Genomic DNA, 15171 nt, shown 5'->3' on the forward strand with positions numbered 1-15171 from the left:
GCACCCGGCTGCTACCGTTGCCTTTGTGGATTGAGATATTGCCATAAGCCAGCAGATGAGCCAGGTATTGCCCATCCCCGATACGCACAAGAACATTTACCGCGCCACCGGCGTAAACATCCATTTTTCCGCTCTTGCCTTGGTGAACCAAGACATTGGCTAAACCGGTACCACGGAATATCAGATCGCCCTTTTTACCTTTTTTTACAATCACGTTGGCAGCACCCGCACCATTAAAATGCGTATCACCGAACTTTGAGCCATGCAAAATAACGTTCGCCGCCCCCGCTCCTGTGAAATTAATATCTCCCCGTGTGACATCAGATGTAATAACGTTTCCACCACCCGCACCGTTAAAATTAATGTCATTACTGCTTGCAGATAATTTCACAAGGTCTTGATGATGATATTCTTTGCTATGCACTAATCGATGGGCGGTACGGCGCACTGTATTGATGTCATATTGAAGCTGGCTTAACGTGTAACCGGGGCAGACAGAGGTATACCCGTTAGCATAGGAAAACTCTTCATTGGCTAAATCACCCATATGATCGCCTGCTTTAGACCAGGCTGTTGCGATGTATTTGAGGTGCTTTGTTTCGGGATCATTGGCCAACTGAACTTCAACTACTTCGATATAGGATCCTATGACTTTGGCATACACATAAGTATTGGGTTTTCGGTTCGATTTGACTGCGGAAACATCGACTTTTCCCTGATCAGAAAAGACGACATACCCCTCCATTTTGGCATCGCCTAGCGAGATATCCTCCGCTTTAACCATCACACCACCCGCATAGGTTACCCACTGATCTGACAACAGGTTTTCCTCGATAGCATGGATCGTGACGGGTTGCAGACGCTCAAAGATTAAACCGGAAAGATGATAAGCGCCATTAGCATTTACCGTGATAAATCCATTGCCTGACGAAATTTCTTTCGCAGCAAGATTTTCAAGGTGATTGCCCGCTTTATACCAGGAAGTGGCATAATAACCGAGTTTGCCCGTAATGGGATTATTTTGCAGCCGAACTTTGCTGATTTTAGTGTACATTTTGTCAGCAAAGGCAAAAAGATAGGTATTCGGTTCAACGGTTGATTTCATCCCTGTGACTTTCTGGGACTCTTGGATCCCGCGTCCTCCCATCGTTGCCGTCGTTAATACGATCTCTTCAGCTTTAGCAAATTCCAGTGTCTCACCATCGAAATTGCTATTCGCGTCTATTCTGGTGATTACATTGTAAGCCCCCGCACCGGAGAAATTAATATTGCCATGCGCGACATCAGAATAGAGCTGGTTATAACCGCCAACACCTTCAAAAGTAATATCACCACGGGTCTGTTCATACTCGTCTTTATTTTGGTATACACGCTCAATTCGATTCGATGCCCCCGCACCACGTAAGATAATATTACCCTCTTTACCTTTACGTACGATGTGATTATCAGCACCGGCCCCGTTGAATGTAACATTACCGCGTTCTACCCGCGAATTGATACTGTTTGCAGCACCGGCACCATTAAATATCACATTTCCCTGTGAATCTTGATAACGGTTAAACCAGGTACGGTTAATGCCATTGCCTGCCCCTGCGCCGGCAAAATCTAAATTTCCCCGATTAGTTTCATGCCATAATTGATTATATCCACCGGCCCCTCTAAAACGAGTATCACCAGACAACCCTTTACGGACCAGTTTATTATAACCGGCCGCACCCGAATAATTTAAATTTCCCGTTTCACCCGTGTGATCAATAGCAGCCACACCGGCAGCCCCCGCAAATGACAGCCCGCCATTTCCCGTTTTATGAATACCGGTATAACCTGATACTCCCTTTACCGTAAGGTCGCCATCTGTATGGTATACATCGACTTTAAATGAACCAACGGTAACATCATCATTTCCGCCATAAGCATAAACTTCACCACCAGCCCCAATAGCAGTAATACTATTACCGTCATTATCGTCGTAATATCTTCCTGTAAAGAGATACACTGTACTTCTATTCGATGCTTTCCCCATCAAAAATTCCTTTAAATCATACAAGAGGGTATCTCCCCACCCTCTGGCTACACCAGCCGCTATTCGGTTACGGCGGGACATCCACTTAATGTCAAAAAATTCGGAGTGTTTAACGTCAAGTTTACACACTCCGATAACTACTTATCCCCTATCTGAAGGAAGGGCCTGCGCTCAGTGCTATTTGATCAAACAAATTGATCAAACAAAAAACCACTGTACCTGACGAATACAGCGGTTATTTTGAACATCCAGCTTCCCGCGGACAGTACAAGCTTTCTGGCCTTTCCACGGCAAAAAGACACGGCGGCGCAAATCCCTGGCAACTTCACGCCCGTGACCAAAAGGCGCAATCATTTCAGGAAAAAAGATATGTGGACCTGAGCGCCAGTCTGTGTGGATAAGCTCTCTTTCTCCCGAAAGAAGCTCATCTCGATTCTGCTCAGATAAAAAAGCCCAATTACAAAAGGCGATTGGGTGCCCTTGTCCATCTGCATAGTAGCAAAACTGATTCAGTTCAAATGCAGGCAAGATACGCTGTTGCCACTCGGACACCAGGTATCTTCGATGCAGAGGAGAATACTGGCTCAGCAGCATCACTCCTCCAATCATTGCCTGAATTTCTGCGGTATTCAGTTTCGCTGGTTGATGTATAATCGCCATGCGCTAATCAACCATGAGATTTTATTTTGTATTTTTAGATAGGCGTTTTTTAGCGTTAGCCGGCTCTTCCACTATAGATTCCGATGCAATTTGCTCTTCAGCCACTTGTGGCGCGGGTAAAAACCCTGCTGCAACTAATTTATCAAATTCAGCCGCCATTCGTGGATCTTCCAACATATTTTTAACCATAGAAACCATATACATAAATCCTGATGCTGGCATATGGATAACTTGCTTTAATTCAAGTTCATTATCATTTTCTGCCATTATCCCATTCGCCATACGATTAGGTTCTTGACCAACGAAATAAAGAGAAAAAACACCTTTATTATAATTAACACTAGAGATGGTTTGTACGAATTTTTCAGACATATTTTTATTTACCAAAAATAAACAACTTATTAATGAAGTTATACAATGTATACAACAAAGAATACATTTGATTCACGGATATCTTGAATTTTTATATCTATAAATACATTAAGAGTAAAAAAATCAATAAAATAATATAGAGAAAAAACTTAAAATCAACATTTACACACAAAAAGTCCTTTTACCCCACATATATAGTCCCATTTACCCACATCGATAATGACGATAAATATAAGATAATGAGTAACACTTAAATGCTACACAAAATTAATATAACAATTTGTTTTAATTCGTATTTTGTGGATTTTAAAGATATTTTTTCATGAATGAAATTGAGAAATTGACTATAGCATCATTAAGATTAATATTAATGATATATAATAGAAAAGAAAACATCACTGACATTGATAACTTAAAAAAATCTAATTGTTACTATTCATATATAAGTAATATAGAGGAAAAATTTAATTTATCGATTTCAAGTAAAAATTCCGTAAGCAAAAAGCACCATAATATACTTTTACCCGCAATCTTGTTTGATAATAATGGCCTACCTTTTGTTTTAGCCAAATCGAATAAAGAGAGCTCACTAATACAGAGGGTTGATAAAGAAAATCCTGAAATATGGTCCGAAGAAAGACTGATAAAAGAGTGGAATGGAAAATGGATTAAAATAAAACAGAAACAAGCTAAATTTAACATCCGTTGGTTTATTCCAGAATTTCTGGCACAAAAGAAAAATCTATGTGAGATACTGTTATTTTCCTTTGTGTTACAGATTCTTGCGCTAATTTCTCCCTTAGTTATTCAAGTGGTAATGGATAAGGTCTTAATCCACCAAGCGCTATCAACACTTGATGTATTAGTCTTTGGCTTAATCATCGCCGGCATCATCGAGGTGATTTTACGTGGATTACGAGAATACCAATACGCTCACACCGCAAACCGCATTGATATCAAACTGGGATTAAAACTAGTCCGGCATCTGTTCGGGCTACCTTTACTCTTTTTTAAATCCCGCCAAGTGGGAGCGATTGTTACTCGGGTGCGTGAACTGGACACCGTTAGAGAATTCCTGACCGGCTCAATGTTCACCTTATCTGTCGATGTTCTATTTATGTTTATTTTCATCTACGTGATGAGCCTGTTATCCGGCCTACTAACTTGGGTTTTTCTCGCAACCTTCCCTTTTTATGCCATTTTGGCGTGGTGGGTGACGCCTCGTATGGAAAAAGCGGTTGAACAACAATTCACCCATGCAGCAATAAATACCTCTTTTCTGACTGAAACGGTCTCTGGTGCTGAAACCCTGAAAAGTCTGGCGGTAGAGCCCAAATTCGTTCGCCGTTGGGATAGCCAGACTGAGAAGATGGTAGATACTAGTTTTGCAGTACAGCAACTGGGTAATCGCTCAAACCATATTGTTATGCTACTGCAAAAAGTTACCGGTGCGGCAATTCTCTGGTTAGGCGCATCAGAGGTTTTATCACTGCAAATGACCCTCGGTCAGTTGATCGCCTTCAATATGATGGTCAACCACACTTCCCAGCCATTAGCCAGACTGGTGGAACTATGGGGACAATTCATCAGAACACGGGTAGCCGTAGATAAATTAGGAGATATGTTAAACCTGCCAACCGAGCAACAATCCGGCCAGCAGCAGGTAGCACTGCATGGTGCAGTTTCGTTTAACAATATTGTCTTTCGCTATCAACCTGATATTCCGCCAACTATCAAAGGACTGACCCTTGATATCAGAGCCGGAGAAGCCATTGGTATCGTAGGTACTTCCGGTTCTGGGAAAAGCACGCTGGCACGTTTATTACTCCGCCTTTATTCCCCGGAAACAGGCGCAATCACCATAGATGGCATTCCATTGCAAAACATAGGGATCGAAACACTCAGACAACAAGTTGGTGTGGTTCTGCAAGAAAATTTCTTATTTAATAAAACAGTATATGAAAATATCGCTCAGTCGAAACCCGATGCCAGCCTAGAATCGGTGATTAAAGTCGCCAAACTGGCAGGCGCTCATGAATTTATTCTCAGGCTGCCGATGGGATATGACACAACCATTGCAGAAGGCGGGCAATCTTTATCTGGTGGTCAGCGTCAGCGACTGGCTATTGCCCGGACTCTCCTCGCTGACCCCAAAATCCTCATTCTTGATGAAGCAACCAGTGCGCTTGATGACGAGTCACAATCACGCATTCAATCAAATATGGCAGAAATTGCCCAAGGCAGAACGGTTATCACAATCGCACACCGCCTTTCAACTGTACGTCATTGTGATCGCATCATTGTTCTTAAACAGGGGGAAATTCTCGAACAAGGCTCTCATGAACAGCTAATTAACCACGGTAGACAGTACCGGAAGCTCTGGCAGTTACAACAAGAATTAAAACAGGAGATGCCTTGTCATGATTAAAGCGTTTAAGAATAAAATTAAAACCTGGTTGCGCCCTTGTCCGCAGCACTATGACTTTTTACCGACACATTTAGCATTGTCACAACGACCACCGTCACCTTTTGCCCGCTACACTGCAATCACGCTCAGTATCGGCATTATCATGGCCTTGCTCTGGGCTTATCTGGGTAAGTTGGATGTTCAGGCAACCGCAACCGGTCGCCTGATTGTCTCTGGCCGTTCTCAGATAATTCAGGCATACGAACAGAGCCGGGTGACCGCTATCCATGTTCAGAATGGGCAGCGGGTAGAGAAAGACGCCCCACTGCTGACACTCAACACACTCGGTGTTAACCAAGATATCACCCGGTTATTAAAGCAGATCGAATATCAAGCCCACGAAAAAATTCGTTATCAAGCTTTGACAGAAGAGCAGGAACCGACAAAACAGGAGCTGTTTCAGGCTTTGCCGGTATCTCAACAAACACAAGTTGCTGACAACTATTCCCGGGAGAAAAGAGAATACGAAGCGGTTGTAACAAATCTGAAAGCAGAGATGAACGTCAATCTCTCTTCTCAACAATCACGAAAAAGCGATATCAATGCGCTCACTAAGCTCCGACAAAATATCAGCCAGCGTTTAAAAGCACGTCAAACCTTAAGTCAAAAACAAGTGATCAGTAAAGTTGAATATCTTGAACAGGAAAAAGAGTTTCTGGAAACAGAACGCCTGATTGCCCAACAAAATGCGGAGTTTCATGTTCTGCAATCGCAATATATTAGCCTGGAAGAGCGCTTAAACAGCCTGAAAACACAAAAAGAGCGCGAATGGTTTGATAAAAGAAAACAGGCCGAAGTTCAATTGGTCGTTTTAGAGCAAGAGCTGGCAAAAGCTCAGGTACGGGAACAACTTGAAGTCATTCGCTCCCCCGTCACAGGAACAGTTCAACAACTCAGCGTCCATACATTAGGCGCGGTACTGCAACCAGCACAAAACTTGATGGTGATCGTCCCTGATGACAATGTGCAATTAGCAGAAGTGCAAATTTTAAACAAAGACGCCGGGTTTGTTTATTCGGGGCAACAAGTCACCATTAAGGTCGATGCTTTCCCTTATACACGTTATGGCACGATTGACGGCGAACTGTTGAGTATATCCAGAGATTCAACCACCGATGAACAGCTAGGATTGGTCTTTCCTGCTCAAGTGAGCCTTAAACGTAATAGCATTGCCATAGACGATACCCAGGTTGAAATTACCCCAGGAATGTCAATCGTCGCTGAAATCAAAACCGACCAACGCCGCGTTATCGATTATCTCTTGAGCCCTATCAGAGAGTATCAATCTGAAGCATTGAGGGAGAAATAATCGTGAACCTATTACCTTCTTCTGCTACTGACTCCAGTAACTACACTCATAATCAGGCGCTGAATTGCATCGTCTATGTGGGGAAACAATTTCATAAGCCAGCTACTGTCGATCAACTTCAACACAGCCTGGGTTTTGACTCCTTATATCTGAGTGAACTACAGCTGCGTGAAGCCGCCAACGCTATTGGGCTACACAGTAAAATTGAGCGATTAACTGTCAACACAGGGCCAACATTACCCTTACCGGCATTGATTGAGCTGGAACAACGGTGGTGGGTACTCATTGAAGTCGAGAATGACAATATTACCATTCTCGATCCTGTGACTGAACAAACTCAATCGCTTTCCCTATCTACATCTACGGGTAATAAAGAGAATGTATATAAGATTCTTTTAATCGCAGATCAGGAATTAACTAAGAAGCATGTCAAATTCGGCTTGAGCTGGTTTTATCCCTCCATTTTCCGCCAGAAAAGTCAGATAAGAGATCTGTTTTTGTTTGCCATGGTTCTCCAGTTATTTGCACTGGCCAGTCCGATCTTGTTTGAAAACATCATCGATAAGGTATTAGTAGGACGAAGTTTATCTAGCCTGCATGTATTAGGTATAGCTATGCTCGCTATCGCCCTTGCCGAACCCTTGTATAGCTTTATGCGCAACACCGTGTTTGGGCACATGGCAAGCCAGATAAATTCCGAGCTCTCCGGGCGACTGTATCGTCATCTGGCAGGATTGCCGCTGCAATATTTTAAGCAACGGCAAACAGGGCAGATCATTGCCAGAGTCAGAGAGATGTCTCAAATCCGCCAGTTTCTGACAGGTTCTACCCTGATGCTGTTGCTGGATTTAATTTTCGTCATCATGTTTATTGGCATCATGTTTTATTATGCCTGGATACTAACCTGGATTGTTATTGGCTCACTTTTTGTTTACTTCATATTATGGGTAGTCGCCGGGCCGGTTATTCGCCGCAAAGTAGAAGCAGAATATGAAACCGATGCAAATGCAACAAGCTTTCTGACTGAAGCCGTCACTGGGATTGAAACCATCAAAACCACCGCTACTGAAAACCGTTTCTTACATCAGTGGCAGCGTATTCTCAGCCAACAGTTGACTAAAAGCTTCGCGGCACAGAAAAGCGGTTTAATCGCAGGACAGGGAATCGATTTTGTCCAGAAATTTACCGCCGCGATCCTCCTATGGTGGGGGGTGACCGAAGTCTTACGCGGTGAACTGACTCCGGGGCAACTTATCGCCTTCAATATGCTGGCCGGACACGTCACGCAACCTATCCTCCGGCTGGCACAGGTTTGGCAGGATTTTCAGCATACGTTAATCGCGTTGAAACGTGTGGGGGATATTCTTGATGAGCCAATGGAAAACAGTAAACAGGGATTGGCTTCTGTACCTGAGCTGGAAGGCCAAATTGAATTCAAAAATATTCGCTTCCGCTACCATGACGATACACCGGAAGTTCTGGCGAACCTGTCGTTATTGATAAAATCGGGTCAATTTATTGGTATAACTGGACCGTCCGGTTCAGGTAAAAGTACTCTCACCCGTTTGCTACAAAGGTTATACGTACCTCAACATGGACAAGTTTTGATTGATGGCATGGATTTAGCTATTGCTGATCCCGTCTCTTTACGCCGCAATATGAGTGTTGTGCTCCAGGAAAGTATCCTGTTTTCTGGCAGCATCACCGATAACATTCGGCTGTGTAAGCCCAACGCAACAGATGCAGAAGTCTATCGTGCCGCTGAGTTAGCCGGAGCCATTGAATTTATTCAATCCCTTCCTCACGGTTTTGCGCATCCAGTTGGGGAGAAAGGAGTAAATCTTTCAGGTGGTCAAAGACAGAGAATCGCATTAGCAAGAGCGCTCTTGGTCAACCCAACCATCCTGATCCTTGATGAAGCTACCTCAGCATTGGACTATGAATCTGAAGCGGCAATCATGGCAAATATGGACGAAATATGCCGTAACCGAACAGTGATCAGTATTGCTCACAGGCTCAATACAATTCGCCACGCGGATAAAATCTGTGTGTTAGATCAGGGGCAAATTATCGAATTTGGCTCACATGACCAATTGCTCCAGCAAGGCGGCTTATACGCGCATCTGTGGCATCAACAAATTGGCGAAAACTAAATGGCAATTCAGCCAACTCTTAACAAAGACGGAATAAGTTTTGGCTGAAATTATTTTTTATTTTACTTGTTTGTTCAAAAAAATAACTCAATGTAATTAAATTATTCAAATTGTTACAATAAGTTATTAAGATGTTAGATAATGAAATATCTTGATACATCTTAATTTTTAAGTTGGAGAATTCTTATGGACAGGAATCCAGTTTCTTTAAGCGTGTTAGTATTTTCAGGAGGATCTCTGACTTCTATCACTGGCCCAATAGAAATTTTAACCACTGCCGCTCGTTTAGCCGGAGCGCCGGAGCCAGAAATCAATATTGTCACACAGGATAATCAGGACGTTGTCGGGATGGGTGGTGTTCGGCTAAAACCCAATAAACTCATAGGCGAAATAAAACAAACAGATATTGTCCTGGTGGGTTCAATTGGGGCTCCTTATTGCGATTTCGATCTTTGTACTCAAGAAACCTTAGATTGGCTCCAGATGATGGAAGAAAAAAATGTTCTTATCGTCTCCGTTTGTACAGGCTCTTTTGTACTGGCTAAAGCTAATTTACTCAATAACCGCAAAGCCACCACACACTGGCTATTTACCAAATTATTTAAGGACATGTTTCCGCAAGTACAGTTACATTCAGAAATAAAAGTCACCAGCGATAACAATATTTTTTGTACTTCTGGTACCTATGAATACAACGATGTCATGATGCATATTATTGAACAGATATATGGTCAAAATACCAGGGAAACCTGTAGTCAGCTCATATTTGGTAATATGGAAGGCCTCCCCTCTCATACTCTCGCAAGTTTTGTACCCTATCGCCAACATTCAGATACATTAATCCACAAACTACAAGACTGGATGCATTCTGCCCCATCAGACAGATTATCGGTTGGCAATTTGGCCGATAAAATTCATCTGTGTGAAAGGCAAATGAAGCGGCGCTTTAAGACTGCAACCGGCCAGACACCGATTCAATATATCCAACAGATTCGACTATCTCTGGCGAAATGCCGGTTAGAAAAATCGAATAAGACCATAGAAGAAATCAGCCATGAAGTTGGTTATGAAGATACTCGCTATTTCAGAGAGTTATTCAAGAAACTTAATGGGTTAACACCAATAGAGTACCGTAGAAAATACCAACACCGCTAAAACGGAAACTCAAGCATAATCCTTTACAGATAAGCAATGACGCCGCTTTTATCTTTGTCAGGCAGTAGCGATACACTAGAAGCTGGGGTATCATGGCGTGCTATATTTTATGGTATACGCCCTTTACTAATTGAATTTATGGCAAAAGAACAAATGGATCGCACCACTCTGGATTTGTTCGCAAATGAACGCAGACCGGGGCGCCCAAAAACCAACCCACTTTCCAGGGATGAACAACTCAGAGTCAACAAGCGTAACCAACTTCGCCGTGATAAGGTGCGTGGTCTGCGTCGTGTGGAGCTGAAAATAAATGCTGATGCAGTAGACGCACTTAACTTTCTTGCACAGCAACGCAACATCAGCCGCAGTGAACTCATTGAGCAAATTTTGCTGGCCCAGTTAGCAGAAAGTAACACCACGACTTGATAGCATTGAAGGCACGAAATCACACAAATTTGACAGAATTGTCCTGACTGTTTAGTCAGAATAGGATTTTGCTTTTTTATTAATACAATCAGAACCTTTTTTACTGATTTTTAACATTTTATACGTATATCTCATACAGAAATACACAAATAAAACAAGAGGTTATATTATCCTATGGCAATTATAGGTATATTTTTTGGCAGCGATACCGGCAACACGGAAAATATTGCCAAAAAGATCCAAAAAATTCTGGGTTCCGACATTGCAGAAGTTCATGATATTGCTAAGAGCAGCAAAGAAGATATCGAACAGTTCGATATTCTGCTGCTCGGCATCCCTACCTGGTACTACGGTGAAGCACAATGTGACTGGGATGATTTCTTCCCTACTCTGGAAGAGATCGATTTTGAAGGGAAGCTGGTCGCTCTTTTTGGTTGTGGTGATCAGGAAGATTACGCGGAATATTTCTGCGATGCGATGGGAACCATCCGTGACATTATTGAACCCCGCGGTGCCATTATTGTTGGTCATTGGCCAACCGAGGGCTATCACTTCGAAGAATCAAAAGGTCTGGCTGATGATAGCCATTTTATTGGGCTTGCTATTGATGAAGACCGCCAACCAGAATTAACAGAAGAGCGTGTTAATGCCTGGACTAAACAGATCTACGAAGAGCTGAGTTTGTCAGAAATTCTTGCAGGATAGCGACCTATCCCAGTAAGCGTAATTGGTGCAGGCCATTTCTTATCAATAGTGAACCCACGGTAGGTGAGAAGTGACTCGCTTCACTCACCCTGTGGGATCGCATTCAAAGGCTATTACTTTTGTCAAAACACGGCTTAAATCCGCTTTTTATTACCAAGAATGGCAAAAAATAGCCTAACCATGATAAATAGTAAGGTTATTCCTGCGTTTTATAAACGATTATTCTGGCAAAATGTGTAATGAAAGTTAAGGTTAACGTGGTTTTCATTTTCATTAGTCATGCCTATAATCATAATCTGATAACTAACTGGTACTTTTTGCAGTATCACTAAGTTCACTTTACTGAGTAACAGGACTGAATCCGCATGACCGACAACAATAAGGCATTAAAAGATGCTGGACTTAAAGTTACACTTCCTCGTCTGAAAATATTGGAAGTGTTACAGGAGCCTGAATACCACCATGTCAGTGCGGAAGATCTCTACAAGAAACTGATTGATAACGGTGAAGAGATTGGACTTGCTACTGTCTACCGCGTGTTGAATCAGTTTGATGATGCCGGTATTGTCACCCGTCATAACTTTGAGGGTGGCAAATCGGTTTTTGAACTCACTCAACAACACCACCACGACCATTTAATCTGCCTGGACTGTGGTAGAGTCATTGAATTCAGTGACAAATATATCGAAAGACGCCAGAAGAACATTGCTGAGCGTTATGGGATTAAACTTTCAAACCACAGTCTTTATTTATATGGTCACTGCTCTGCCGGTAATTGCCGCGAAGATAGTAGTGCACATGACGAGAAGTAATTCACTCCTGAGTTTTTATCCACCTAGAGAGGGGAACCCGCCAGGGTTCCCCTCTTGCTACAACATTATCATGCCTTTACATTATCAATTCGACTGTAACGTTTACCGTCCGGGCTGACAGAACGGATCAACACATCACCTCTCACTCTTGGGCGTTTATGGTTGTTATAAACTTCCCAGTTATGACCGCCATCCGTCGAATACTGGATTACCAATCCAGGCAGAGCAACATTAGCCCGCAAAATACCCCGTTTTACCTTAGCCCCCGGAACCGGTAGACGGTAAGCAATGCCCGCTTTATCCAGTTTACTAAGCTCACGTTGCCCTATCAGGTTAGCGAACCGGGTCCAGTCACGATTAAGCGCATCTATATCGACTTTATACGTTTCTCCACGCTTATATACCTGGCCCGGAATATAATCCAACTCCCAACCGGCCCGGTGCCATGCCCGTTCCGCTAGCGGCAACAAGCGCGGATAAATCATATATTCCATCTGCTCATCAGTCCGAACCGTTTCACTCCATCCTTGACCTGAAAGCCCATAGGCACCCGGCCACGGTTTATCACTTTTCGCACTGAATGCATTACCATCACGGTCAACGGAAGTTTCAGCATTTTGCGGTATGTTATTGGGCGCAAAACTAAAGATCTTAGCTTCATCGTTAAAGCGAGCCGCCCAATAATAGCCACGTTCTTGTGGATGAACTTCATATGGCATATCCAGATAAATATAATCTGGGCTAGATATCACCACGTCATAGCCTTTATTCGCCCAATCATTGACTGAATCAAAGCCGCCATCGTAGAGAGTGTCCCAAAAATTCACCCCAACGCGTTTGGTGGCAAAATCTTTAGCACTGCTAGCATGTTTTAAACCATCCTGCCATGCCTGCATCCTCTCGATACCATTAGCATTCACAATTTTGCTCACTTCAATTGCGAAGTCGCTGGCAAGATGATCAATGTCTTTCACAACATCCTGTTCTATCAACTTCTGACAAATCTGAGACTTAGCCCACGGTTTATCTTCCGCACTTTTATCAATGATGCCCTTACCCGGTACGATAGGACCATTTTTATCCTGGAATCCGTCTCCCAAACGGATATTCTTCGCTTCATCTCCCCCAAAATGCCAAGTCTCCAATGGTGAACCTGCTGCTTTATGCATAGCAGCAATTTCACCTATGACTTTCTCAACAAACCGTTTTGAAGAATCCATACACGGGTTCAAATAACTGCGGCGATCATAGAGCTGAACCGATGTTGCTCTGGTGGTATCCGTTGGATCGAGCAAACGATATTCACTCGCCCCTTTCACATTCCCCTGAGCAATTAATTTTTTATAGCGGGCTTCCATAGAAACAACCGCGGCACGAGCATGGGCTGGCATATCAATTTCAGGAATAACGTCGATATAACGAGCTTTAGCATATTTCAGAATATCAATGTAATCTTGACGGCTGAAATATCCGCTCCCCATGTTGTTGTTATCGGGGCCTGAACCCAATTGTGGTAATAAACATTGAGTTTCACTTAAATCATGACACCGCTGGCTGCCAACTTCCGTCAACTCAGGTAATCCAGGAATTTCCAAACGCCAACCTTCATCATCAGACAGATGAATATGGAGTTTATTCAGTTTGTAACTTGCCATTTGGTCAAGCAAACGCAGAACAGCCTGTTTACTGTGGAAATTACGCCCTACATCAAGGAGTGCACCACGATATTCAAAGCGGGGCGCATCTTTTGCCGTCAAAGTAGCAATCTTCCTATCGCCATCAACAGGAATTAATGACAACAGAGATTGAAGACCGTAAAACACCCCGGATTGGTCAAAAGCAACAATTTGTGCCCCATTCTGGGTCACATTCAGACGGTAAGCCCCTTTAACCTGCCAATCTCCAGGAAACTCTGAAGAGACAATCTGGGTCGCAACTGAATAACCACTATCCTCTAATTTAATGCCTTGATCAGTAAAACGTTTTCTGACAAGAATAACTGCCTCGTCATTTAAACCACCCAATTCCAGTCTCACCCCGCCAGATAAATCAGCATCCTCGGGAAAAATCTGAACCTCTTTTGGTGTCGGGATAATTTGCCCACGCAACTTCTCTGATCCAACCTTTTTGACCTGCAAATTCTTCATATAACGGTTTTCAGGCGTCATCAAAATATTGTTATCTGTCTGTGTGCGTTTCCACTGATCATCGGTGAAAGCAGATAAGAATTGACTTAGATCTTCTGTATCCGTACTAACAAGCACTTTAGGCTTCGCATTACCCGACGTTGCATACCAGCGAGGTAGAAAATCAGTGCTGTAAATCTGCCAGTATTCTCCAATAAACGGCAGTTTTACCTGCTCATTAGCTTTAATACCGGTGAATTTTTCGGTTGGCTCCAGTCTATGTAAATCGCCCGTAATACGCGTGATTTTAAACTGTTCATTATCCACGCTCAGGACCTGACGAATACTGTGGAAATAAATAGCCCAGTCAATAGAGTCAATCGCCTGATTACCATTGGTTAAAGTAATATCCACTCGATTACATTTAGCCCAATCTGCCCCCAGTACCGCACAGTTAACGCCGTGATCTCCTGCCTGATTATCAACAACCTTATAATTAACTTTTAATTGACTCAGTGCATCAACCACTTGCTGCGCTGTTTGGGAAGCATATGCAGAACCCATAAGTCCAACAGTTGCAGTCAGTGCTGCTAATGTATGCAATTTAAATTTCTTCATTATTACCTCTTTCAAACACAAAAGTTATGTAAGGTAAGCCACTGCTCATAGGCACTAAGAGCAGCAACAACGAGCCATGAGAAGACAATAGACGGCATGATGACGTTGAATTTAATCGCTTTCTCGTTTTGGAAAAAAAATGCCAATCTTTACGCCATATGTAACCATAAAATTACTGCCAAAAATGTAAATAGATTTACAAAATAAAAAACATTACATTAAGAAAGAAAATTAAAATCATCTAATCGACATCTATAAAGATTATTTTTCGCACCACAAATTATCAATAGTGAAAAAAGGATTTTTTGTAAAACATGACAGAGAACACATTAAAAAATAACGAGA

General features: G+C 42.7%; 11 protein-coding genes. 7 read left to right on the top strand and 4 right to left on the bottom strand.

What is annotated here, in order from left to right:
- The 3 genes from rtxA to rtxH all read right to left on the bottom strand — a co-directional run.
- Positions 1–2023, bottom strand: a 2023-nt coding sequence (gene rtxA / locus AACQ38_RS15895) for an MARTX multifunctional-autoprocessing repeats-in-toxin holotoxin RtxA (protein ID WP_165578595.1), incomplete at its 3' end; no start/stop codon positions are given.
- 198 nt (positions 2024–2221) lie between these two features.
- The gene (gene rtxC, locus AACQ38_RS15900; RefSeq protein ID WP_011145658.1) at positions 2222–2683 is read right to left on the bottom strand and encodes an RTX toxin-activating lysine-acyltransferase RtxC; all 462 of its coding nucleotides are present in this window, start codon (positions 2681–2683) and stop codon (positions 2222–2224) included.
- A 21-nt stretch (positions 2684–2704) separates the two neighbouring features.
- Positions 2705–3055: a protein RtxH gene (gene rtxH / locus AACQ38_RS15905; RefSeq protein ID WP_041379985.1), complete on the bottom strand. Its 351-nt coding sequence runs from the start codon at positions 3053–3055 to the stop codon at positions 2705–2707.
- 322 nt (positions 3056–3377) lie between these two features.
- On the opposite strand from rtxH, the gene AACQ38_RS15910 reads away from it, so the two are divergent.
- From AACQ38_RS15910 to fur, 7 genes are all read left to right on the top strand, one after another.
- Positions 3378–5483 (top strand): peptidase domain-containing ABC transporter, encoded by a 2106-nt coding sequence (locus AACQ38_RS15910; protein ID WP_165578572.1) that lies wholly within the window; start codon positions 3378–3380, stop codon positions 5481–5483.
- On the top strand, positions 5476–6831 hold the full coding sequence (locus tag AACQ38_RS15915; RefSeq protein ID WP_011145655.1) for an HlyD family type I secretion periplasmic adaptor subunit: 1356 nt from the start codon (positions 5476–5478) through the stop codon (positions 6829–6831). The genes AACQ38_RS15910 and AACQ38_RS15915 overlap by 8 nt, the downstream gene beginning before the upstream one ends.
- Before the next feature lie 2 nt (positions 6832–6833).
- Positions 6834–8984 carry a type I secretion system permease/ATPase gene (locus AACQ38_RS15920; RefSeq protein WP_165578573.1) on the top strand — a complete coding sequence of 717 codons (2151 nt, stop codon included), beginning with the start codon at positions 6834–6836 and terminating at the stop codon, positions 8982–8984.
- Positions 8985–9170: 186 nt separating this feature from the next.
- Complete coding sequence (locus tag AACQ38_RS15925; RefSeq protein ID WP_165578574.1) at positions 9171–10139, top strand: GlxA family transcriptional regulator; 969 nt, start codon at positions 9171–9173, stop codon at positions 10137–10139.
- Between the two features lie 138 nt (positions 10140–10277).
- Positions 10278–10565 carry a LexA regulated protein gene (gene ybfE / locus AACQ38_RS15930; RefSeq protein WP_011145652.1) on the top strand — a complete coding sequence of 96 codons (288 nt, stop codon included), beginning with the start codon at positions 10278–10280 and terminating at the stop codon, positions 10563–10565.
- 174 nt (positions 10566–10739) lie between these two features.
- The gene (gene fldA, locus AACQ38_RS15935) at positions 10740–11270 is read left to right on the top strand and encodes a flavodoxin FldA (protein ID WP_011145651.1); all 531 of its coding nucleotides are present in this window, start codon (positions 10740–10742) and stop codon (positions 11268–11270) included.
- A gap of 365 nt (positions 11271–11635) precedes the next feature.
- Positions 11636–12082: a ferric iron uptake transcriptional regulator gene (fur, locus tag AACQ38_RS15940; protein ID WP_011145650.1), complete on the top strand. Its 447-nt coding sequence runs from the start codon at positions 11636–11638 to the stop codon at positions 12080–12082.
- A gap of 68 nt (positions 12083–12150) precedes the next feature.
- On the opposite strand, the gene AACQ38_RS15945 is transcribed toward fur, so the two are convergent.
- A complete protein-coding gene (locus tag AACQ38_RS15945) occupies positions 12151–14826 on the bottom strand; it encodes a beta-N-acetylhexosaminidase (protein WP_165578575.1) in 2676 nt (891 codons plus the stop codon).
- Positions 14827–15171 lie beyond the last annotated feature (345 nt).

This window comes from Photorhabdus sp. RW14-46 (assembly GCF_963887965.1).
Lineage (GTDB): Bacteria > Pseudomonadota > Gammaproteobacteria > Enterobacterales > Enterobacteriaceae > Photorhabdus > Photorhabdus laumondii.

Bases quoted from the DNA above. Each gene is read 5' to 3' on its own strand.
- AACQ38_RS15915 (WP_011145655.1), top strand. From the start codon at position 5,476: ATGATTAAAGCGTTTAAGAATAAAATTAAAACCTGGTTGCGCCCTTGT.
- fldA (WP_011145651.1), top strand. From the start codon at position 10,740: ATGGCAATTATAGGTATATTTTTTGGCAGCGATACCGGCAACACGGAA.
- AACQ38_RS15910 (WP_165578572.1), top strand. From the start codon at position 3,378: ATGAATGAAATTGAGAAATTGACTATAGCATCATTAAGATTAATATTA.
- AACQ38_RS15945 (WP_165578575.1), bottom strand. From the start codon at position 14,826: ATGAAGAAATTTAAATTGCATACATTAGCAGCACTGACTGCAACTGTT.
- ybfE (WP_011145652.1), top strand. From the start codon at position 10,278: ATGGCAAAAGAACAAATGGATCGCACCACTCTGGATTTGTTCGCAAAT.
- rtxC (WP_011145658.1), bottom strand. From the start codon at position 2,683: ATGGCGATTATACATCAACCAGCGAAACTGAATACCGCAGAAATTCAG.
- fur (WP_011145650.1), top strand. From the start codon at position 11,636: ATGACCGACAACAATAAGGCATTAAAAGATGCTGGACTTAAAGTTACA.
- rtxH (WP_041379985.1), bottom strand. From the start codon at position 3,055: ATGTCTGAAAAATTCGTACAAACCATCTCTAGTGTTAATTATAATAAA.
- AACQ38_RS15925 (WP_165578574.1), top strand. From the start codon at position 9,171: ATGGACAGGAATCCAGTTTCTTTAAGCGTGTTAGTATTTTCAGGAGGA.